General features: G+C 67.5%; 18 protein-coding genes, 1 tRNA gene and 1 pseudogene. 13 read left to right on the top strand and 7 right to left on the bottom strand.

The window, feature by feature from the left end; translation table 11 throughout:
* Positions 1-23: 23 nt before the first annotated feature.
* A complete protein-coding gene (gene phnY / locus WT97_RS02360) occupies positions 24-1478 on the top strand; it encodes a phosphonoacetaldehyde dehydrogenase (protein ID WP_060352727.1) in 1455 nt (484 codons plus the stop codon).
* A 102-nt stretch (positions 1479-1580) separates the two neighbouring features.
* Here phnY and WT97_RS02355 read toward each other — a convergent pair whose 3' ends face one another.
* On the bottom strand, positions 1581-2396 hold the full coding sequence (locus tag WT97_RS02355) for an alpha/beta fold hydrolase (protein WP_060352726.1): 816 nt from the start codon (positions 2394-2396) through the stop codon (positions 1581-1583).
* 81 nt (positions 2397-2477) lie between these two features.
* On the opposite strand from WT97_RS02355, the gene WT97_RS02350 reads away from it, so the two are divergent.
* Positions 2478-3092 carry a CGNR zinc finger domain-containing protein gene (locus WT97_RS02350; protein ID WP_060352725.1) on the top strand — a complete coding sequence of 205 codons (615 nt, stop codon included), beginning with the start codon at positions 2478-2480 and terminating at the stop codon, positions 3090-3092.
* 36 nt (positions 3093-3128) lie between these two features.
* Here WT97_RS02350 and WT97_RS02345 read toward each other — a convergent pair whose 3' ends face one another.
* Both WT97_RS02345 and WT97_RS02340 read right to left on the bottom strand, forming a co-directional pair.
* Positions 3129-4034: a DUF3592 domain-containing protein gene (locus WT97_RS02345; protein ID WP_060352724.1), complete on the bottom strand. Its 906-nt coding sequence runs from the start codon at positions 4032-4034 to the stop codon at positions 3129-3131.
* Positions 4035-4358: 324 nt separating this feature from the next.
* A tRNA-Lys gene (locus WT97_RS02340) sits at positions 4359-4434 on the bottom strand.
* A gap of 190 nt (positions 4435-4624) precedes the next feature.
* Between WT97_RS02340 and WT97_RS02335 the strand changes: the two genes are divergently transcribed.
* Together WT97_RS02335 and WT97_RS02330 are read left to right on the top strand one after the other, a co-directional pair.
* Positions 4625-5029: a PaaI family thioesterase gene (locus tag WT97_RS02335; RefSeq protein WP_027785770.1), complete on the top strand. Its 405-nt coding sequence runs from the start codon at positions 4625-4627 to the stop codon at positions 5027-5029.
* An 8-nt stretch (positions 5030-5037) separates the two neighbouring features.
* Positions 5038-5904, top strand: coding sequence for a patatin-like phospholipase family protein (locus tag WT97_RS02330; protein WP_059501446.1), 867 nt, complete (start codon positions 5038-5040; stop codon positions 5902-5904).
* A gap of 49 nt (positions 5905-5953) precedes the next feature.
* Here the strand turns inward: WT97_RS02330 and WT97_RS02325 are convergent, their stop codons facing one another.
* Entirely contained in the window at positions 5954-6967 is a 1014-nt protein-coding gene (locus WT97_RS02325) for a D-2-hydroxyacid dehydrogenase family protein (protein ID WP_034208703.1), read from the bottom strand.
* Positions 6968-7394: 427 nt separating this feature from the next.
* On the opposite strand from WT97_RS02325, the gene WT97_RS02320 reads away from it, so the two are divergent.
* Positions 7395-8444, top strand: a complete 1050-nt coding sequence (locus WT97_RS02320; protein WP_034208702.1) for a LysR family transcriptional regulator — start codon at positions 7395-7397, stop codon at positions 8442-8444.
* 108 nt (positions 8445-8552) lie between these two features.
* On the opposite strand, the gene WT97_RS02315 is transcribed toward WT97_RS02320, so the two are convergent.
* The 3 genes and pseudogenes from WT97_RS02315 to dprA all read right to left on the bottom strand — a co-directional run bounded on the left by WT97_RS02315 (position 8553) and on the right by dprA (position 13070).
* Positions 8553-11150, bottom strand: a complete 2598-nt coding sequence (locus WT97_RS02315; RefSeq protein ID WP_059501444.1) for a DNA topoisomerase III — start codon at positions 11148-11150, stop codon at positions 8553-8555.
* Positions 11151-11343: 193 nt separating this feature from the next.
* Complete coding sequence (locus tag WT97_RS02310) at positions 11344-11724, bottom strand: thioredoxin family protein (protein WP_060030765.1); 381 nt, start codon at positions 11722-11724, stop codon at positions 11344-11346.
* Between the two features lie 36 nt (positions 11725-11760).
* Positions 11761-13070: pseudogene (dprA, locus tag WT97_RS02305) on the bottom strand (DNA-processing protein DprA).
* Between the two features lie 185 nt (positions 13071-13255).
* Here dprA and def point away from each other — a divergent pair.
* The 8 genes from def (at position 13256) to esaR (ending at position 21832) form a co-directional block, all read left to right on the top strand.
* Positions 13256-13759, top strand: a complete 504-nt coding sequence (def, locus tag WT97_RS02300; RefSeq protein WP_006477461.1) for a peptide deformylase — start codon at positions 13256-13258, stop codon at positions 13757-13759.
* A gap of 34 nt (positions 13760-13793) precedes the next feature.
* A complete protein-coding gene (gene fmt / locus WT97_RS02295; RefSeq protein WP_059791089.1) occupies positions 13794-14777 on the top strand; it encodes a methionyl-tRNA formyltransferase in 984 nt (327 codons plus the stop codon).
* Positions 14778-14897: 120 nt separating this feature from the next.
* Entirely contained in the window at positions 14898-15539 is a 642-nt protein-coding gene (locus tag WT97_RS02290; protein WP_059791087.1) for a LysE family translocator, read from the top strand.
* 100 nt (positions 15540-15639) lie between these two features.
* A complete protein-coding gene (htpX, locus tag WT97_RS02285) occupies positions 15640-16497 on the top strand; it encodes a zinc metalloprotease HtpX (protein WP_006485774.1) in 858 nt (285 codons plus the stop codon).
* A gap of 250 nt (positions 16498-16747) precedes the next feature.
* On the top strand, positions 16748-18139 hold the full coding sequence (gene rsmB / locus WT97_RS02280) for a 16S rRNA (cytosine(967)-C(5))-methyltransferase RsmB (protein WP_060352748.1): 1392 nt from the start codon (positions 16748-16750) through the stop codon (positions 18137-18139).
* Positions 18136-18726 carry a DUF4390 domain-containing protein gene (locus tag WT97_RS02275; RefSeq protein WP_059501434.1) on the top strand — a complete coding sequence of 197 codons (591 nt, stop codon included), beginning with the start codon at positions 18136-18138 and terminating at the stop codon, positions 18724-18726. The genes rsmB and WT97_RS02275 overlap by 4 nt, the downstream gene beginning before the upstream one ends.
* On the top strand, positions 18716-21130 hold the full coding sequence (esaS, locus tag WT97_RS02270; protein WP_059791085.1) for a sensor histidine kinase EsaS: 2415 nt from the start codon (positions 18716-18718) through the stop codon (positions 21128-21130). Before WT97_RS02275 ends, esaS begins: the two co-directional genes overlap by 11 nt.
* A complete protein-coding gene (gene esaR / locus WT97_RS02265; protein WP_006495385.1) occupies positions 21131-21832 on the top strand; it encodes a response regulator transcription factor EsaR in 702 nt (233 codons plus the stop codon).
* Positions 21833-21879 lie beyond the last annotated feature (47 nt).

The raw sequence follows: 21879 nt of genomic DNA, 5'->3' as shown, positions 1-21879 counted from the left end.
GACGCATCCGCCAGGAGACACTCATGAACGCCATTGCAGAATCGTCGGATGTCCGCACGCTTCGTCGTGAAGCACTGCGAATCGATGGTGAAAGGATCTACCGCGACGCGGTGATCGACGTGCGCAACCCGTACGACGGCGCGCTGGTCGGCACCGTGCCGAAGGCGACGCTCGACGACGTGCGCCGCGCGTTCGCGGTCGCACGTGCGTACCGGCCGACGCTCACGCGCCACGATCGCGCGGCGATCCTTCGCCGCGCGGCCGACATCGTGCGTGCGCGCACCGCGGAGATCGCGGCGCTGATCACGGCCGAGGCCGGGTTGTGCATCAAGGATTCGACGTACGAAGCCGGCCGCGTGGCCGACGTGCTGACGTTCGGCGCCGGCGAAGTGCTGAAGGACGACGGGCAGATCTTCTCGTGCGATCTGACGCCGCACGGCAAGAAGCGCCGCGTGTACACGCAGCGCGACCCGCTGCTCGGCGTGATTTCGGCGATCACGCCGTTCAATCACCCGATGAACCAGGTCGCGCACAAGATCGTGCCTTCGGTGGCGACCAACAACCGGATCGTCGTGAAGCCGTCCGAGAAGGTGCCGCTGTCGTGCTACCTGTTCGCGGACATCCTGTACGAAGCAGGCCTGCCGCCGCAGATGCTGCAGGTGGTCACCGGCGACCCGAAAGAGATCGCCGACGAGCTGATCACGAACCCGGCGATCGATCTCATCACGTTCACCGGCGGCGTGTCGATCGGCAAGTCGATCGCCGCGCGGATGGGCTACCGGCGCGCGGTGCTCGAGCTCGGCGGCAACGATCCGATCATCGTGATGGAAGACGCCGATCTCGACGAAGCGAGCACGCTCGCGGTGTCGGGCTCGTACAGGAATTCGGGGCAACGCTGCACGGCGATCAAGCGGATGCTCGTGCACGAGTGGGTGGCCGATCGCTTCACGGAGCTGGTCGTCGAGAAAACGCGCGCGTGGTCGTACGGCAATCCATCCGATCCGTCGATCGACATGGGCACCGTGATCGACGAAGCGGCTGCGAAGTTCTGCGAGCAACAGGTGAACGACGCGATCGCGCGCGGTGCGCGGCTGCTGGTCGGCAACGTGCGCGACGGCGCGCTGTATTCGCCGACCGTCGTCGATCGCGTGACGCCCGACATGCCGCTGGTGAAGCATGAAACCTTCGGCCCGGTGTCGCCGATCATGCGCTTTCGCGACATCGACGAAGCCATCCGGATGTCGAACAGCACCGACTACGCGCTGTCGTCGTCGGTATGCACGAATCGCTTCGATCACATCACGCGCTTCATCACCGAGCTGGAAGTCGGCAGCGTAAACGTGCGCGAGGTGCCGGGCTATCGACTCGAATTGACGCCGTTCGGCGGCGTGAAGGATTCGGGGCTCGGGTACAAGGAGGGCGTGCAGGAGGCGATGAAGAGCTTCACGAATACGAAGACGTATTCGCTGCCTTGGTAAGCGATGTGTCACGCGCCCGCGCCGGCATCGCAGCCGGCACGAGCGTCGTTCGATCGGCTCGTATCGTCGGCCGATTCGCGTTTTCGCCGGGCCGGTGCCGGCTCAGCTCGGCGCAGACCCGTCGAGCACGGCCGCGACGATCGCTTCCGGCGCATCTTCCTGAACCAGATGGCCCGCGCGCGGGACCCGGATCAGCTGGCCGTTCGCGATGCGATCGGCCAGGGCCTGTCCTTGCTCGAGCGGAATCCATGCGTCGTCCTCGCCCCACACGATGCGCACCGGAAAGTCCGGCGGCGCATAGCGGGCCTCCGCTTCCTCGATGTAGCGCTGGCGCATCTGCGCGATCTGGCGATAGAACGCGGCCTGGCCGGCCGGCGTGAGCCACGGCGCACGGTAGATCGACAGCACGTCGTCGCTCAACGGTTGCGCGACCGCATTGCCGAGATAGGCCGACAGGAGCGCGCGATGCGCGTACGCGGGCAAGCCGGTGAACGCGGCTTCGTGCTGCGCGACGTGACGCACGAACGGCGAACCTTGCGGCGCGATCGCGACCGGGTTCACGAGCGTGAGATCCGCATACGCGATGCCGTCGAGAAAGTGCGCGCGCAGCACGGTTGCGCCGCCGTAATCGTGCGCGAGCACGCGCGGCCGCGCGAGTTGCCATTCATTCAGCAGCGCGCCGAACAGCGCGTTCTGACGGCCCAGCGACACGTCCGCGTCCGGCATGTCGGACTGGCCGTAGCCGAGCAGGTCGTAGAAATACACGCGATGGCGTCGCGCGAGCCACGGCGCGATCCGGCGCCATACCTGCGACGAAAACGGCGTGCCGTGTACGAGCACGAGCGGCGGGCCTTCGCCGAGCGTGCCCCATGCAATCCGGTGGCCTTCGAAATCGAAGCGGTTCGGGAGTTCGAGCATCGGCTTCTCCGTGATAACCTGTTTTGGTTGTTAACAGGTTACGCCGGATTGTCCGGATGTGAAACCGATAGGCGAGAATAAATGGTTACCCGATCCGACCTGGCGCGACACGGGCATGAATGGCGTGCGGCCGATTTCGTCGGCGGCCATCCGGCGCTCGATTTTCTGAACACGGTGGCCGACACCGGCAAGACGCGCGACGAGGACAAGCTCGTCGACTGGCCGGCCGTGCGCGCATGGGCCGCGAAAGCCGGGTTGCTGGCGCCCGACGATCTGGCGCGGCTGCTGCGTCATCCGCGCCAGGACGGCCCGGACGAGCTGGCGGCGCTGCACCGCTTTCGCGACGACGCGTACGTCGCGATCGCGCATCTGACGGCCGAAGGCGGTGGCAGTGCGGGGGCGCGCGCGGCGGACCGGCTCGCGGTGGCGATCCGCGACGCGATCGGGCGCAGCGCGTTCGACGCGGTCGGCGGCCGCTTCGCGTGGCGGCCCGACGCGCGCGGGGCGTCGCGCTGGATCGATGCGGCCGCGCTCGGTTTCGAGCATCTGATGCGCAGCGACGATTTCGTGCGCGTGCGGCAGTGCGGCCGGTGTACGTGGTTCTTCGTCGATCGCGGCCGCGGTGTCGGGCGGCGGTGGTGCGACATGCGCACGTGCGGGAATCGCGCGAAGGTGGAGGCGTTCAGGGAGCGGTGACGCGTGCGTCGCGACGGTTGCAGCACCGCGTGTGCGTCATCGGGTGGCTTCGTGCGGCCGGTGGTCGGGCCATAACGTCGCGGCGACGAACAGCCCCGCTGCGAGGAACGGCGCGCCGATCGCGAACAGGATGGCCGTGAGGCCCCAGCGATCCCAGAAGCGGTCGACGAGCGCCCGCTCGGGGGTGACGGGATCGTACAGCACGCTGACCGCGTCGCCCTCGCGCAGGCCCGGTTGCGACGACGCCGAGCCCTGGGCGAACGTGATCAGCCGTCCGCTGTCGGTCGTGAACGCGACGATGGCCGAATACAGCGACGTGCGCGACCGCGACGATCGCCCGTTTTTCGCGATCTCGACCACATGGCCGGTCGAGCGCGCATAGTGGTGGACGATCTGCCACTGACGCAGGCCGGCCGCGCCGGCGCCGGCGAGAAAGCTCGTGCCGATCGCGATCGGAATCAGCACGATCGCGACATCCCGGCGGCGCCGTGCCGGCTTGCGTGCGACGCGGGGCCGCGCCGGCTCCGCTTGCCGGCGGCGACGCTCGTCGGCAAGCAGCAGGCTGCCGATCGCGAACGACGCGACGGCGAGCAGCGCCGGCACGGCCACCGGAAACCAGCGCTGCGTGAAATCGTCGATCAGCGCCGGGCGCTCGGGGTGGTCGGGGTCGAGCAGGACGTCGACGTTTTCGCCGATGTCGTAGGCGGGGACCGCCGATGCGGTATTGCCGGCGACTTCGCGGCGCTGGCCGTCGTTCGCGAGGTACGCGACGATCGGCCGGTACGCGCGCATCGCATCGCTGTCCTGGACGATGCGCACGACCGTGCCCGGCGCGCGGACCAGGTGGCCGGGTTCCCGGCTTGCCGTGATGGCGAGTGCGCCGGTCAGCACGGACAGGACGACACCGATCGTCAGCGCGACCAGCGCGTTCTTACCCGGCATGACGCGACCCGGTGCGTGCGTCGCGCGGATTCGGGTGTGCCCGGGGGAGCGGCCCGTCGCGACGGACAGGCCGATATTGGCGCGACCACGCCCTCCGAATGGTCGCGTCTCGTTCACATGCTTCCATGTCTGACGTCCCGTGTTCTCTCAGTGCCGGCGGCAGACGACGATACCTGCGCCGGTCGTGTGATTTTGTCGGACGATTCTAGCGGAAACGATGCGCGACGGGCGTGCGGTGGCGTACCGCGAAAGGCGCGCGCCGCGCGTGCGTCGGCCAAAACGAAAAAGGCCGGTCAGCTTTCGCTGACCGGCCTTTGGAATTCCTGGTGGGGCGTGAGTGACTCGAACACTCGACCTACGGATTAAGAGTCCGCTGCTCTACCAACTGAGCTAACGCCCCCAACAGAAGAAAGATTATGCGTGAGTATTTCGGGCTTGGCAAGCCCTTTCTGCAAATATCCTGAAAATATTTCGTCGAGGCGACGGCGGCCGTATGCGCGGTAACGAGCGGTCGCAGTTTGCGCGCTCCCGGTATGATGACGCCACACGCGTTGCGCGGCGGTCGCGCGACGTTTTCTGGACATTCGAAGATGGACGAAAACGCAGTCCGCGAATTGCTGGATCGCCTGCTGGCCCCGTGGGTCCGCTCGCTGGGTCTGGTCCCCGTGTCGATCGGCGACGACAGCGTCACGCTGCGCCTGCCGTTTTCCGGCGAATTCCGCCATTCGGGCGGCGTGATCTGCGGCCAGGTGTTCACGGCGGCCGCCGACACCGCGATGGTGGTCGCGATCTCGGCCGCGCTCGGCGAATTCCGGCCGATGACGACGGTGTCGCTGAACACGAACTTCATGCGTCCCGTGCGCAAGGGTGACGTGCTCGTCACCGCGCGCGTGCTGCGGATGGGCCGCAACCTCGTGTTCGGCGAAGTCGAGCTGTTCGACGAGGACGGCAAGATGGCCGTCCATGCGACGTCGACCTACGCGCTCGTCAGCTGAGCGGCGCGATGTTCGACCAGATCGTCTTTGCGGGCGGCGGCAATCGGTGCTGGTGGCAGGCTGGCTTCTGGGACGTCGCGCAGCCGGCCCTCGGCCTGCGCCCGCGCGTGATCACCGGCATCTCGGCCGGCGCGGCCACCGCGTGCATGCTGTATACGCGCGACGCCGCGTGGGTGATGCGCTATTACGAAGAGGCGCTGCGCCACAACCGGAAGAACGCGTACTGGGGCAACCTGTTCGGGCGCGAGCCGGTGTTTCCGCACTACCGGATCTACCGCCAGGCGTTGCTCGACATCTACGGCGAGCCGTTCGCAAAGCTCGCCGCGGCGCCGGAGATCCGCATCGGCGTGTCGCACGTGCCGCGCTGGCTCGGCGCGCGCAGCGCGGTCGCCGCCGGCCTCGTCGCGTACAACATCGAAAAGTACGTGCGCAAGACGCTGCATCCGACGCTCGGGCGCACGCTCGGTTTCCGGCCCGAATTCGTGCGCGCGCAGGCCTGCACGCAAGTCGACGAACTCGCCGACCTGATCCTGCAATCGTCTTGTACGCCGCCGTTCACGCCGGTGCTGCGGCGCGGCGGCCGGCCGGTGCTCGACGGCGGGATGGTCGATAACGTGCCGGTCGATGCGCTCGACCCGGCGCCGGGCGACGTGCTGGTGCTCGTCACGCGGCTGTATCCGCGTCCGCAGATGTTCACGGTCGCGCATGGCGACCAGCGGCGGCTGTACGTGCAGCCGTCGAGCAAGGTGCCGATTTCGAGCTGGGATTACACGAGCCCGTCGCAGATGCGGCATGCGTACGATCTCGGTCGGCGCGACGGCGAGCACTTCCTCACGCGTGTCGGCGCGATGACGGGTGGCCGCGTGGCCGCCTGACGATCGGGAACGGAGCAGCGGGGCCGCGCGGCGTGCGCAGCCCGTGCGATCAGCGCTTGCGGATCGGCGTCAGCGCTTCCGGGTTCGCGACGCTCGACATGTCGCCGTCGTCGAACGCGAGAATGTTGCGGAAGGCGGCACTGAAATACAGCTCGTAGCTTTCGCGTTCGACGTAGCCGATGTGCGGCGTGCAGATCACGTTTTCCATCCGCAGCAGGCTGTAGCCCTGCAGGATCGGCTCGCTTTCGAACACGTCGATCGCGACCATCCCCGGACGGTTGTGCGACAGCGCGTTGACGAGCGCGTTGTCCTCGAGCAACTCGGCGCGGCTCGTGTTGACGAGCAGCGACGTCGGCTTCATCCGCATCAGGTCTTCCTGCTTCACGATCCCGCGCGTGTCGTCGTGCAGGCGCAGGTGCAGCGACAGCACGTCGCTCTGCTCGAACAGCGCTTCGCGGCTCTCGGCGGCCGTGTAGCCGTCGGCGCGCGCGGCTTCGAGCGAATGCTCGCGGCCCCAGATCAGCACGTTCATCCCGAACGCCTTGCCGTAACCGGCGACGAGCCGGCCGATCTTGCCGTAGCCCCAGATGCCGAGCGTCTGGCCGCGCAGCACCTGGCCGAGGCCGAAGTTCGGCGGCAGCGCCGACGTCTTCAGGCCCGACTGCTGCCACGCGCCCTGCTTCAGGTTCGCGACGTACTGCGGGATGCGGCGCTGGGCGGCCATCACGAGCGCCCAGGTCAGCTCGGCCGGCGCGACCGGCGAACCGGTGCCTTCGAGCACCGCGATGCCGCGGTCGGTACACGCGTCGAGATCGATGTGGCTCGACACGCGGCCGGTCTGGCTGATCATGCGCAGGTTCGGCAGCTTCGACAGCAGCTGCGAAGTAATCGGGGTCCGTTCACGGATCAGCACGAGCGCCTCGACCTCCGCCAGACGGCTGGCGAGCTGTCCCAGGCCGCGCACCGTATTGTTGAAGACCTTTACGTCGTGGCCGGCGAGCATCTCGAAGCAGTTCAGCTTGCGGACGGCGTCCTGGTAATCGTCGAGGATGGCAATTTTCATGGTGAACGGGGTGTCGCGCGTTGAAAGCGGCACGGGCGGCGGCGCACCTTGCGCACCCGCTCTGCCCGGCCGGGGCCGACATGATGCAACGTCGGCCGCTTTCGTGGTGTCTTTTTAACAGGTTGTTACGCTCCGCCGCAATCGGCGCCGGCCATCCCCGCCGCCACTCGCGCGCCATGCGAACGGGTGCGCTGTTGTGTCGCATCAAACACGTCTTTTCTGATTCGGCCGCTTCCTCGACGAGGTTCACCCAATTGTTGCTCCAAGCAGAATAATTGGATCAACTATCCGCGGAAGCCGAGGATTTTTGACTATTTTTATCGTCAACCGGCCCCTTGTTGAGCAACTCTGCATCTTTTCCGCTGTCGTAGGAGAATTACGCATTTGCTTCATCTTTTTGAAGTTGTAACAGCGGCAGGAGTCGTTTATGGATCATTTGCAGTCGATGCGCGTGTTCGTCAAGGTTGCAGATCTCGGCAGTTTCGCGCGGGCCGCGAGCGCAATGGATATCTCCAACGCGGTCGCGACGCGCCACGTCGCCGATCTGGAAGGCCGGCTCGGCACGCGTTTGCTCAACCGCACCACGCGCAGCCTCTCCCTGACGGAGTCGGGTCAGGTCTATCTGGAGCGTGCCCGCCAGATCCTCGACGAGCTCGAGGACGTCGAGCAGATGGTCGTCGCACGCAATCACGAGCCGGTCGGCACGCTGCGCATCGTTGCGCCGGTCGTATTCGGCCTGCACAACCTCGCTCCCGTGCTGCAGTCGTACACGGAGAATTTCCCCAAGGTGGTGCCGGATCTCACGCTGGTCGACCGGCAGGTCGATCTCGTCGAGGAAGGCTTCGACGTCGGCATCGTCGTCACGCGCCAGATGCGCAGCGCGAGCATCGTCACGCGGCGTCTCACCACCGGTTGCATGACCGTGTGCGCGACGCCGAGCTATCTGGAGAAGCACGGCGTGCCGATTCATCCGGAACAGCTCGCCGAGCACCCGGCCTTGAGCCTGCCGACCGAATACTGGGGCGACGAACGCGTGTTCACGGGGCCGGACGGCGAAGTGCGCGTGCGCCCGACCAACGTGATCGTCGCGAACAACACCGCGATGCTGCGCCAGTTCGCGTTGCTCGGAATGGGCGTCGCGATCCTGCCGAGCTACCTGATCGGCAGCGACATCGCGCGCGGCGCGCTCGTGCGGCTGCTGCCGGAATTCCGGCTGCCGCAGGTCGAGATCAACATCGCCTACCCGAGCCGGCGCCACCTGCCGGCCAAGGTGCGCACGTTCATCGACCACCTCGTCGAACATTTCAGCCACTCGACCGACGCGATGATGGGCGAGCAGTGGGCCGCGCAGGGCGCGACGCCGCCGCCGATCGGCGTGGAGATGCGGGCCGAGCAGCCCGAGTCGACCGATCCGAACCTGCAGCCGCGTCTTGCACGCTCGCCGCGCACGCGCGTGGCGGTGCCGTCGCCGCTGTAACGGCTCGGCGGGCGGCACGAAAAAAAACGCGGATCGATCGATCCGCGTTTTTTTATGGCTGCGTGCCGGTGCCGGACGCGCCGCGAGCGGCGCCCGGCGGCCGGGGCGTCACGAACCCGTCTTGCGCGCCGCCGTCTTGCGAGCGGCGGTCTTGCGTGCCGGTGCCGGTTTCTCTTCGGCGCCTTCGGTCACGGTTTCGGCATCCTTCGCCGCCGATTTGGCCGTTTTCTTCGCGGCGGCGGCCTTCGGCTCCTTCTTCTCGAACTCGAAGCCGATCTTGCCGTCCGGCTGCTTCACGAGGAACGCCTTGAAGTTGCGGCCGGTACGCGACGACTTGAAGTTCGGCAGCAGATCCGTGCGGCCGTCGGCAAGCAGCTTGCCCATCTGCTCGCGCGTGATTTCCTGCTGCAGGATCACCTTGCCCGAGCGGAAGTCGCAGGTCTTCGGGTTCGCCACCGAGTGCTCGCACACGTAGCTCATCCCGTGCTCGAACACGCGGCCCTTGCACTTCGGACACGCGCCGACCGGTTCCTGCGCGGAGAAGTCGGGCGCTTCGCCTTCCTCGCCGCCCTGGTCCTGGCCGAAATCGAACTCGAGCTTGTAGTTCTTCGTCTCGTCGTCGAACGACAGCTTGAGGATCGCCGAGAACGGGCGGCCCATCTTGCTGCGGAACCCCGACAGCGGCCCGATTTCCTTCTTCTGCAGCAGCTCCTCGACTTCCGGGATCTCGAATTGCCGGCTGCCCGGAATCTTCGAGATCGAGAACTCGCACTTCGTGCACGCAAAGCGGCGGTAGTTTTCCTTCACCTGGCCACCGCAGTTCGGGCACGGTGTCTCGAGGGTCGCATAGTCGCCGGGGATCGTGTCCGAATCGTATTCCTTCGCGCGCTTGACGATCTGCTGCGTCATGCGGGCGATTTCCTGCATGAACGCGTCGCGGCCGAGATTGCCGCGCTCCATCTGCGACAGCTTGTATTCCCATTCGCCGGTGAGCTCGGGCGCCGTGAGTTCCTTCACGCCGAGGCCGCGCAGCAGCGTCATCAGCTGGAATGCCTTCGCGGTCGGGATCAGTTCGCGGCCTTCGCGCAGCAGATACTTCTCGCCGAGCAGGCCTTCGATGATCGCCGCGCGCGTGGCCGGCGTGCCGAGGCCCTTCGCGGCCATCGCCTCGCGCAGCTCGTCGTCCTCGACCAGCTTGCCTGCGCCTTCCATCGCCGACAGCAGCGTCGCTTCCGAGTAGCGTGCGGGCGGCTTCGTCACCAGCGCGACGGCGGCGATCTCGTCCGTCTTCACCTTCTCGTCCTTCTGTACCGGCACGAGGTTCGCGTCCGCGCCTTCGGCGTCGCGGCCGTACACCTGCAGCCAGCCCGGCTCGACGAGCACCTTGCCTTCGGTCTTGAAGTGATGGCCGGCGACTTCGGTGATCCGGGTCGTCACGCGGAATTCGGCTGCCGGGAAGAACACCGCGAGGAAGCGCTTCACGACCATGTCGTACAGCTTCTGCTCCGGCTCGGACAGCGACTTCGGCGCCTGCAGCGTCGGGATGATGGCGAAGTGGTCGCTGATCTTCGAGTTGTCGAAGATCCGCTTGTTCGGCTTCACCCAGCCCTTGTCGAGCACCTGCTTCGCATGCGGCAGGTAGTTGTGGCTCTCCTTGAGCATCTCGAGCGTGGACTGGACCGTCGACAGGTAGTCTTCCGGCAGCGCGCGCGCATCGGTACGCGGGTAGGTCAGCACCTTGTGCTTTTCATACAGCGCCTGCGCGAGGCCGAGCGTGTTCTTCGCGGAGAAGCCGAAGCGGCTGTTCGCCTCGCGCTGCAGGCTCGTCAGGTCGAACAGCAGCGGCGACAGTTGCGTCGACGGCTTCGATTCCTCGGACACCGTGCCGACCTGGTCGCGGCAGGCGGCGACGATCGTTTCGGCGGCCGGCAGGCTCCACAGGCGGGAGTCGCGCTTTTCCGGATCGAATTCGTCGCGCTTGAATTTCGGGTCGAACCACTTGCCTTCGTAGAAGCCGGCCGCGCACGCGAATTCGGCCTTCACCTCCCAGTAGTCGCGCGGGACGAAGCGACGGATTTTCTCTTCACGTTCGACGACGATCGACAACGTTGGCGTCTGAACCCGGCCGACAGTGGTCAGGAAGAAGCCGCCGCCCTTGCTGTTGAACGCGGTCATCGCGCGGGTGCCGTTGATCCCGACGAGCCAGTCGGCTTCCGAGCGGCAGCGGGCGGCGTCGGCGAGCGGTTGCATGTCCGAGTCGCTGCGCAGGTTCGCGAACCCGTCGCGGATCGCCTGCGGCGTCATCGATTGCAGCCACAGACGCTGGACCGGCTGTTTCGCCTTCGCGTGCTGCGCGATCAGGCGGAAAATCAGCTCGCCTTCGCGCCCCGCGTCACATGCGTTGATCAGGCGGTCGACGTCCTTGCGCTTCATCAGTTTCGTGAGCACCTTGAGGCGCGACTCGCTTTTTGCGATCGGGTTCAGGTCGAAATGCGGGGGAATGACGGGCAGATGCGCGAAGCTCCATTTCCCGCGCTTGACCTCGTACTCCTCCGGGGCTGCGATTTCCAGCAGGTGGCCGACAGCGGACGAAAGGACGAAATCGTCGCTCTCGTAATACTCGTCATGCTTGGTAAAACCGCCCAAAGCGCGTGCGATGTCGTTCGCGACAGAAGGCTTTTCCGCAATGATCAGTGCTTTGGACATGACAGGTGTGTGTTGGTAGACCGGGTTCGCCGGTTGTGGGTCCCTTTTACGACCGCTTTATAGCACACGCCGCAGCGACGGCGGCTCGGCGTGTAAAAAGCGGCTCATCATAGAGGGGGGCCGCAACGGCGGCAAGCGCCCGGCGCCGCGGGGCGCGCAAACATGCGCAAAACTGCCGCTCCGGGCCGCGAATTCAGGCTTCGACGTTCAGGAGGTTGCGCAATTTCGGTGCGTGCGGCGCACCGGGCACCGCGCTCAAGTCGGACAGCATGCGCTCGACGATCGCCGCGTGCGGCAGCACCGTGCCGAAGAAGCGCGCGGTATGGGCGTCCTCGATCAGGATGGTCGGGAAGTTCTCGACGTCGAGATCGTCGAGCCGGTCGGCATGGGTTTCGATGTCGATCCAGGCGAAGCAGGCGTCCGGATGCGCATCGGCGAGCTGGTCGAAGGCGCTCCGGTAGTCGCGGCACGTGCCGCACCACTCGGCGCACAGGCAGGCCACCAGCAACGTGCCGGGATCGGCGAGGCGCTCGGCAATCCGATCCGCATCGGTGTCGAGATTCAGCGCGGGCATGGAATTCCTTGGATATCGTCGGCGGCCGGGCCGCCCCTATGGCGGGGAATGTAGCATGCCCCGCGCGGACGGGGTGGGCGCCGCGTCGAGCCGCGCGAAGCGTCCGCCGGCGACGCTCGCGATGCGGCCGGCCAGTTCCAGCGCGAGCAGCGCGCCATGCAGCACGTCGTCGGACAGGCCACTGTGCTCGGCGAGCCATTCGTAAGTAACGGGGCCGTATCCGAGTGCGGCGAGCACCGCTTGTTCCGACGGATCGCCCGGTGGCGGGGCTTCGGATCGGGGCGGCGCGGCGGCCGCGACGGCGCGATCCGCTTGCGCGACGCCGGCAGTGGCGGGCGCGCGGATTTCGCCAGCGTTCGCGCGCGGGTTGCCGGCGCGCGCCGCGCCGCCCGTTGTGCGCACCGCCGGCTCGCCGAGCCCGTATTCCTCGAGCACGTCGAGCGGCGCCGCGGTGAGCTTTGCGCCGTCGCGGATCAGCACGTGGCAGCCCTGCGCGAGCGGCGCGTGGATCGAGCCGGGCACCGCGAACACATCGCGCCCCAGTTCGTTCGCGAGCCGCGCGGTGATCAGCGAGCCCGAGCGCGGGGCCGCTTCGACGACGAGCACGCCGATCGCGAGCGCGGCGATCAGCCGGTTGCGCTGTGGAAAATGCGCGGCACGGGCCGGCGTGCCGAGCGGCCATTCCGACACGATCGCGCCGTGCGCGGCGATCTCATGGGCGAGCGCGCGGTGGCGCGCCGGATAGACGAGATCGGCGCCCGTCGCGATCACCGCGACGGTGCCCGACCGGCCGTCGAGCCCGCCGCGATGGGCGGCGCCGTCGATTCCGAGCGCAAGTCCCGAGACGATCGCGAGACCCGCGTCGGACAACGCGTGGGTGAAATGCGTTGCGTCGGCGAGCCCCTGCGGCGTCGCATGGCGGCTGCCGACCACGGCGAGGCCGCGTGCGTGCAGCAGGTCGAGCCGCCCCTTTACATATAGTAGCGGCGGTGGATCATGCAGATCGCGCAGCCGCGGCGGGTAGGCCGGATCGCTCAGCGTGACGAGCACGTTGCCCGGCCCGTCGAGCCAGGCGAGCGCGGCGTCGGTGCGCGTATCGAGATCGTCTCGCTCGCTCGCACGGCTTGCGCGGCGGCGGGGCTGCTCACGGCGGCGATGGCCTGGCCGGACGCGCACAGCACTGCCGCCGGCGAGCCGAATGCCGCGAGCAGCGCCTGCAAGACGGCGGGCGAGAGACCGGGCGCATGCGCGAGCTGCAGCCATGCGCGCAGCGCGGAGGGCGTCAGCGCTTGCGGCGACATGAGGGGGCCCTCGAATGCGGCGGCCAGCGCAGCGCGTGGCGCCATGATAAAATTTTCATCATCCGAAATACTCGACAGGGCCGTGCGCGCAGGCGCCCGGCCGATTGCAGGAGGCGCGATCCGCGGCATTGATATGCCACGCATCCGCCTCATCTTCATTGCATCCCGGCGGCGGCGCCAGCCGGCCGGATGGCCGATGCGGCACGCCGCTTCACCGAATACCGAACGCCATGGCTTTGCTCAATATTCTTCATTACCCCGACAAGCGGCTGCACAAGGTCGCCAAACCCGTCGACAAGGTCGACGACCGGATCCGCAAGCTCGTCGCCGACATGGCCGAGACCATGTACGCGGCGCCGGGCATCGGCCTGGCGGCCACGCAGGTTGACGTGCACGAGCGCGTGATCGTGATCGACGTCTCCGAGGAGAAGAACGAGCTGCGCGCGTTCATCAACCCGGAGATCGTGTGGTCGAGCGACGCGAAGCAGATCTATGAAGAGGGGTGCCTGTCGGTGCCGGGCATCTACGACGAAGTCGAACGCCCCGACCACGTGCGCGTGCGCGCGCTCAACGAGCAGGGCGAGACCTTCGAGCTCGACTGCGAAGGCCTGCTCGCCGTGTGCGTCCAGCACGAGATGGATCACCTGATGGGTCGCGTATTCGTCGAATACCTGTCGCCGCTCAAGCAGACGCGTATCAAGACGAAGATGAAGAAACTCGAACGCGCGATGTGATGCGCGTACGCCCAGCCCGACCCCGAACGCTGTCATGACCCATACGTTGCGCGTGATTTTTGCCGGCACGCCGGAATTCGCCGCGGCTGCCCTTGCCGCGATCCACGAGGCCGGTTTCCCGGTGCCGCTCGTGCTCACCCAGCCCGATCGCCCGGCCGGCCGCGGGATGAAACTCCAGGCGAGCGCCGTGAAGCGCTACGCGGTCGAGCACGGGATGACCGTCGCGCAGCCGCCGTCGCTGCGCCGCGCGGGCAAGTATCCGGCGGAGGCGGCCGACGCGATCGGGCTGCTGCGCACGACGCCGCACGACGTGATGGTGGTGGCCGCGTACGGCCTGCTGCTACCGCAGGAGGTGCTCGACATCCCGCGCGCCGGCTGCATCAACATCCACGCGTCGCTGCTGCCGCGCTGGCGCGGCGCCGCACCGATCCATCGCGCGATCGAAGCCGGCGACGCCGAGACCGGCGTCACGCTGATGCAGATGGATGCCGGCCTCGACACCGGTGCGATGATCGAGGAGGCGCGCATCGCGATCGCGCCCGACGATACGACCGCGACGCTGCACGACCGGCTCGCCGCCGACGGCGCGCGGCTGATCGTCGACGCGCTCGTGCGGCTCGAGCGCGACGGCACGCTGCCGGCGACGCCGCAGCCGGCCGACGGCGTGAGCTACGCGGAAAAGATCGGCAAGCACGAAGCGGCGCTCGACTGGCGCAAGCCCGCCGACGTACTCGCGCGCCAGGTGCGTGCGTTCGATCCGTTCCCGGGCGGCGTCGCGACGCTCGACGGTGCGGCCATCAAGCTGTGGGCGGCCGAGCCCGTGGCGGCGCGCGGCGACGCGGCGCCCGGCACGATCGTCGAGGCCGCGCCGGAAGGCGTGGTGGTCGCATGCGGCAGCGGCGCGCTGCGCGTCACGCAGTTGCAGAAGCCGGGCGGCAAGCGGCTGCCCGCGCGCGAATTCCTCGCCGGTTCGCCGCTCGCCGCAGGCCAGCGTTTCGCGCTGCCCGACGTCGACTGACACGGCCTGAGCGTCATTCGACCGGATTCGCCGGCCCCGCGCAACTGGCCGGACGGCCGAGTCGCGCGGGGCCGCAGGCACGCGTAGAATTTCCCTGCGCTTTCCGGTTTCGAGGTTTTCATGTTCGGCATCGTCCATTTCGACTTCTTCGTGCTCGCGGTTTTCCTGCTGAACATCACGCCCGGCCCCGATACGGCCTACATCATCGGCCGCAGCGTCGCGCAGGGGCGCGGCGCGGGGCTGATGTCGGCGTTCGGTATTTCGGCCGGCTGCTGCGTCCACGCGCTCGCATGTGCATTCGGCCTGACCGCGCTGCTGGCGGCGTCGGCAACCGCGTTCACGGTGATCAAGCTGGTCGGCGCCGCATATCTGATCTATCTCGGCGTGCGGATGATCGTCGCGAAGCAGGCCGCCGCGCCGTCGGGCGCCGAAGCCACGCAGGCCGCGGCCGCCAAGCCGCTGCGCCAGCTTTTCATGCAGGGTTTCTGGACCAACGTGCTGAATCCGAAGGTCGTGCTGTTCTTCGTGTCGTTCTTCCCGCAGTTCGTGTCGGCCGACAGTCCGCACAAGGCGTGGGCATTCCTGACCCTCGGCGCGGTGTTCGTCGCGATGAGCACGGTCTGGACGAGCCTCGTCGCGTGGGTGGCGGGCAGCGTCACGCAGCGCTTTGCCGGCAAGCCGGGCGTCAAGAAGTGGCTCGACCGCACGGTCGGCAGCGCTTTCGTCGGCCTCGGCCTTCGGCTTGCGAGTTCGCAACGCTGAGATTGAATTTTTCCGGCGAGACCTTATCTAACAAATCGCTTACAATTTTCCGCCGTGCTCTGTGATGCGCGGCGGGTCCCCTGACGGATAAGGAGTGGGTATGTTCAATTGGGTCAAAACGGCGATGCTGATGGCCGCGATCACGGCCCTGTTCATCGTGATCGGCGGGATGATCGGCGGCTCGCGCGGCATGACGATCGCGCTGCTGTTCGCGCTCGGCATGAATTTCTTCTCGTACTGGTTCTCCGACAAGATGGTGCTGCGCATGTACAACGCGCAGGAAGTCGACGAGAACACGGCGCCGCAGTTCTACCGGATGGTGCGCGAGCTGGCCACGCGCGCGAATCTGCCGATGCCGCGCGTCTACCTGATCAACGAGGACGCACCGAACGCGTTCGCGACGGGTCGCAATCCCGAGCACGCGGCGGTCGCCGCGACGACGGGCATCCTGCGCGTGCTGTCGGAGCGCGAGATGCGCGGCGTGATGGCGCACGAGCTCGCGCACGTGAAGCACCGCGACATCCTGATCTCGACGATCACCGCGACGATGGCGGGCGCGATTTCGGCGCTCGCGAACTTCGCGATGTTCTTTGGCGGACGCGACGAGAACGGCCGGCCGGCCAACCCGATCGCGGGTATCGCGGTCGCGTTGCTCGCCCCGATTGCGGGCGCCTTGATCCAGATGGCGATTTCGCGGGCCCGAGAGTTCGAGGCCGACCGAGGCGGCGCGCAGATTTCCGGCGATCCGCAGTCGCTGGCCACCGCACTCGACAAGATCCATCGCTATGCGGCGGGCATCCCGTTCCAGGCAGCCGAAGCGCATCCGGCCACCGCGCAGATGATGATCATGAACCCGCTGCACGGCGGTGGCCTGCAGAACCTGTTCTCGACGCACCCGGCCACCGAGGAGCGCATCGCACGCCTGATGGAGATGGCGCGCACCGGCCGCTTCGATTGATACCCCGGCGTACCGCGCGCGGCCGTTGCCGTGCGCGGGCCGCTCCGCCACCCCGCATGCTTCGCGCTGCGGGGTGTTTCATTTGCGCGCGCCGTAAAGGGGCCAAAGGGGGCGGCATGACCGCACGCTACAATGCGCGGTTTGGGATCGCAGGGCCATGTGGCGGCCGCGATCCCGCCGTTTGCCGCCGCCGCTTGCCGCATTTGTTTGCCGCACCCGATTGCGGCGCTTGTTTGCCGATTCCGCACCGATGACACGACCCCGTTTTTCCGCTCCGACTTCTTCCGGCCGCCCGGCGCGCCTGTCTGCGCTGCACCTGTCGCCCGATTCGCTCGGCTTCGCGCTCGACGCGGCCGCGCAGGCGGTCGATGCGGTGCGACGCGGCACCGCGTTGCCGGCGGCACTGTCGGCGGTGTTCGCGCAGATGCCGCCCGGTGCGCAGGCGCTCGCGCGCGGTGCGACCCAGGACGTCGCCTACCGGACGATGCGCCGCCTTGGCAGCGCGGACTGGTTGATCGGCAAGTTCGTCGGCAAGGCGCCGCCCGCGCACGTGCACGCGGTGCTCGCCGGCGCGTTCGCGCTGCTGCTCGACCCGGCGGACGAGGCCGCGTACCCGGCATTCACGGTGGTCGACCAGGCCGTCACCGTCATCGGTGCTCGGCGCGAATTCGCGTTCGCGAAAGGGATGGTCAACGCGGTGCTGCGCCGTTTCCTGCGGGAGCGCGACGCACTCGCCGCGGCGATGCAGGACGATCCGGTCGCGCACTGGAACTACCGCGCGTGGTGGGTCGATGCGGTGAAGCGCGCATGGCCGGACGCGTGGCAGGCGATCCTCGCGGCCGGCGAGCGTCAGGGGCCGTTGACGCTGCGCGTGAACGCGCGTCGTGCGAGCGTCGATGCGTATCTCGACACGTTGCGCGCAAGCGGGATCGACGCGACCGCGATCGGCCGGCATGCCGTGCGGCTCGCATCGGCGCTGCCGGTGGATCGCATTCCGGGATTTGCCGACGGCGTGGTGTCGGTGCAGGACGCCGGTGCGCAACTCGCGGCCGAATGGCTCGGCGCGCGTGACGGCATGCGCGTGCTCGACGCGTGCGCGGCGCCCGGCGGCAAGACCGGCCATATTCTCGAGCTCGCCGATGCGGACGTCGTGGCGCTCGAAAGCGACGCGACGCGCGCGGCGCGCATCGGCGAGAATCTCGTTCGCCTGTCGCTCGCAGCGAACGTGTGCGTCGGCGACGCGGGCACGCCGGACGCGTGGTACGACGGGCGCCCGTTCGATCGCATCCTGGCCGACGTGCCGTGCTCGGCGTCCGGCATCGTGCGGCGGCATCCCGACATCCGTTGGCTGCGCCGAGAGGCCGACATCCCGGCGCTCGTCGCGGAGCAGCGTCGCATCCTGTCGGCGCTGTGGCCGCTCGTGAAGCCGGGCGGCGAACTGCTTTACGTGACCTGTTCGATCTTTCCTGAGGAAGGCGAATGGCAGGCCCGCTGGTTTGAAGCGGCCTGCGAAGATGCGGTACGATTGGACGCCCCTGGCCAACTGCTGCCGGGCGGCGTGCAGGGGCGGGCGGCCGCCGGCGCACTCGACCAGAACATCGATCACGACGGATTTTTCTACGCGCGGTTTCAGAAACGGTGACGATCAAACACCTTTTTCCATTTCGGCTCGCGGCCGTCTTGCTGGTCGCGTTGACGCTGTGCCTGGTCGTCGTCCGGCCGGCGCATGCCGAATCGATCGCCGTGCAGCGCGCGTCGCTTCAGTCGGACGGAAGCGGCTGGAGCCTGGACGCGCGTTTCGACTTCGAGCTGAATCCGAGCCTCGAGGATGCCGTCAACAAGGGCATCCCGCTTTACTTCACGACCGACTTCGAACTGAGCCGCGCGCGCTGGTACTGGTTCGACGAGCAGCCGGTGGCGGTCACGCAGACGATCCGCCTGTCGTTCCAGCCGCTCACGCGCGAGTACCGCGTGTCGACGGGTGGCCTGCAGCTTGGCTTCCCGTCGCTGAAGGATGCGCTCGCGGTGGTTCGTCACATCACGTCGTGGCACGTGATCGACCGCAACCAGGTGCGCGCGGGCGAAACCTACACGGCGTCGGTGCGGATGCAGCTCGATACGGCGCTGATGCCGAAGCCGTTCCAGGTCGATGCCGTGAACAATCGCGACTGGACGCTCGGATCGGACTGGAAGCGCTTCAACTTCACGGTGACCGAACGTGCTAAATAAAGTACGCCGCGCGGCCAGCGGGAAGAGCCTCCTCATCCGCGTGATCGTCTCGACCGTCGCGCTGACCGCGCTGCTGTTGCTCGTGCTGCTCGCGGCTGCGAGCGCGAACACCGAATTCTTCGACCGCTACTACTCGTGGCTGTACGCGACGAACATCGTCGTCGCGCTCGTGTTCCTGCTCGTGGTGCTCGGGCTGATCGGGATGATCGTCGTGCGCCTGAGGAAGGGCAAGTTCGGCACGCGGCTGCTCGCGAAGCTCGCGGTGTTCTTCGCGCTCGTCGGCGTGGTGCCGGGTGGGATCATCTACGTCGTGTCGTACCAGTTCGTGTCGCGCAGTATCGAGTCGTGGTTCGACGTGAACGTCGAGACGGCGCTGACGGCCGGGCTGAACCTCGGCCGCGGGATGCTCGATGCGTCGCTGTCCGATCTGCAGACGAAGGCGCGGCTGATGTCCGACCAGCTCGCGAGCGTCGATGCGAACACGAACGGCACGACGCTCACGCTGCTGCGGCTGCGCGACCAGTTCGGCGTGCAGGACGCGACGATCGTCGAGCCGAGCCGCAGCGGCTCGGGCGCGGCGCCCGACCTTCACATCGTCGCGCAGGCGTCGGGCAATTTCGCGGCGCTGATTCCGGACGACCTGCCGACGCCGCTGATGCTGAGCCAGGCGCGCGAACACGGCGCGTATGCGGCGATCGAGGGCGAAGTCGACGGCGACCCGCGCGCGCATGGCGCGAAGGGCGCGCTGCGGCTGCGCGTCGTGCGGCCGATTCCCGATGCGACGACGTCGCTGCTGCAGCCGGCGGAGCGGTTCCTGCAGCTCACGCAGCCGGTGCCGCCGACGCTCGCGCACAACGCGGACGCCGTGCAGCGCGCGTACCGCGAGTACCAGGAAAAGTCGCTCGGCCGCACGGGCCTGCGCAAGATGTACATCGGCACGCTGACGCTCGCGCTGTTCCTCGCGACCTTCATCGCGATGATGCTCGCGCTCGCGCTCGGCCAGCAGCTCGCGCGGCCGCTGTTCCTGCTCGCGCAGGGCACGAAGGAGATCACGGAAGGCGACTACACGCCGAAGCGCGAGATCAAGACGCGCGACGAACTCGGCTTCCTCACGCAGTCGTTCAACGCGATGACGCGCCAGTTGTCCGAGGCGCGGCTCGCGGTCGAGAAGAACCGCATCGCGCTCGAGCATTCGAAGACGTATCTCGAAAGCATCCTCGCGAACCTGACGGCCGGCGTGTTCGTGCTCGACCGCCAGTTCCGGCTGACGACGGCCAATCGCGGTGCCGAGCGGATCTTCCGGCAGCCGTTCAACTCGCTGATCGGTACGACGCTCGACCGGATCGGCGTGGCCGCCGGGTTTGGCGCGATGGTGCGCAAGGCGTTCGCCGATCGCGAGGCGGCGTCCGACGGCGGCAGCGGCGATCGCGGCCACTGGCAGCAGCAGTTCGCGATCGAGGTGCCGGGCGAAACCGAGCCGCTGACGCTGCTCGTGCGCGGCACGCGTCTCGTGTCGACGGTCGAGGGGCAGGCCGACGATCCGCAGACGTCCGGTTACGTCGTCGTGTTCGACGACATCTCCGACGTGATTTCCGCACAGCGTTCGGTCGCGTGGGGCGAGGTCGCGCGGCGGCTCGCGCACGAGATCAAGAATCCGCTGACGCCGATCCAGCTGTCGGCCGAGCGGCTGCAGATGAAGCTGTCCGACAAGCTCGCACCGCACGACGCGGACGTGCTCAAGCGCGGCGCGACGATGATCGTGAACCAGGTGGCCGCGATGAAGCGGATGGTCGACGATTTCCGCGAATACGCGCGCACGCCGCCGGCGGTGCTCGCGAACCTGCAGTTGAACGAACTGGCGAGCGAGGTGCTCGGGCTGTACGGCGTCGGCGAAGGCAAGAGCGCGATCGTCGCCGAGCTCGCGCCGTCGCTGCCGGTGATTCGCGGCGACGCGACGCAATTGCGCCAGGTGATTCACAACCTGCTGCAGAATGCGCAGGATTCGGTCGCGGAGTCCGCGCATCCGCGTGTGTTGATCGAAACCAAGACAGTAGAATATGGCGACCCCGACGCCGAGGGCAAAACGCGCGTCGCGGTACGTCTGACCGTGTCCGACAACGGGCCCGGTTTTCCGGCACGCATCCTGACGCGCGCGTTCGAGCCTTACGTGACGACGAAGGCGAAGGGCACGGGGCTCGGGCTGGCCACGGTCAAGAAAATCGTTGACGAGCACGGCGCGCGGATCGATCTGCGCAATCGCATGCACGGCGAGACCGTCGAGGGTGCGCAGGTGTCGATCCTCTTCCTGCAGATGGCGAGCGATACGCCAGGCGCCGAATCCGGTGCGCAGGACGGGGCGACTCCCGCCAAGACAAAAGCAAGTGAGCAGACAAAGGCAGCGTAAATGGCAACCATCCTGGTGGTAGATGATGAAATGGGCATCCGGGAATTGCTCTCGGAGATCCTCAGCGATGAAGGACATGTCGTCGAGGCGGCGGAGAACGCGCAGGCCGCGCGGGAATACCGGCTGAATCAGGCGCCCGATCTCGTGCTGCTCGATATCTGGATGCCCGATACCGACGGCGTCACGCTGCTCAAGGAATGGGCGGCGCAGGGGCTGCTGACGATGCCCGTGATCATGATGTCCGGGCACGCGACGATCGATACCGCCGTCGAGGCGACCAAGATCGGCGCGCTCGATTTCCTCGAGAAACCGATCGCGCTGCAGAAGTTGCTGAAGTCCGTGGAGCACGGCCTTGCACGCGGCGCGGCGCCGGTGTCCGCGAACGCGGCGGCGAAGGCGGGCGGCGGGCAGGCCGCGGGGCCGGCGGCGGTCGCGTCGGCTGCGGCGCTGCCGACGCTCGGCGACGACATGGCGTCGGCGCTCGGCCTCGCAGGCCAGACGGCCGCGATCCCGTTCGACATCCCGTTGCGCGAAGCGCGCGATGCGTTCGAGCGCGCGTACTTCGAATATCACCTCGCGCGCGAGAACGGCAGCATGACGCGCGTCGCGGAGAAGACGGGCCTCGAGCGCACGCACCTGTATCGCAAGCTCAAGCAGCTCGGCGTCGAGCTCGGCAAGAAGCCGTCCGAAGGCGCGCTGTAAAATATTTTGCGAAAGCACTTGCTCGGGGGCGAATAGCTCGATATACT

This window comes from Burkholderia sp. MSMB1459WGS, from assembly GCF_001534535.1.
Lineage (GTDB): Bacteria > Pseudomonadota > Gammaproteobacteria > Burkholderiales > Burkholderiaceae > Burkholderia.
Note: the sequence above shows the minus strand (reverse complement) of the source record. Positions and strands in the feature narration are given on the sequence as shown.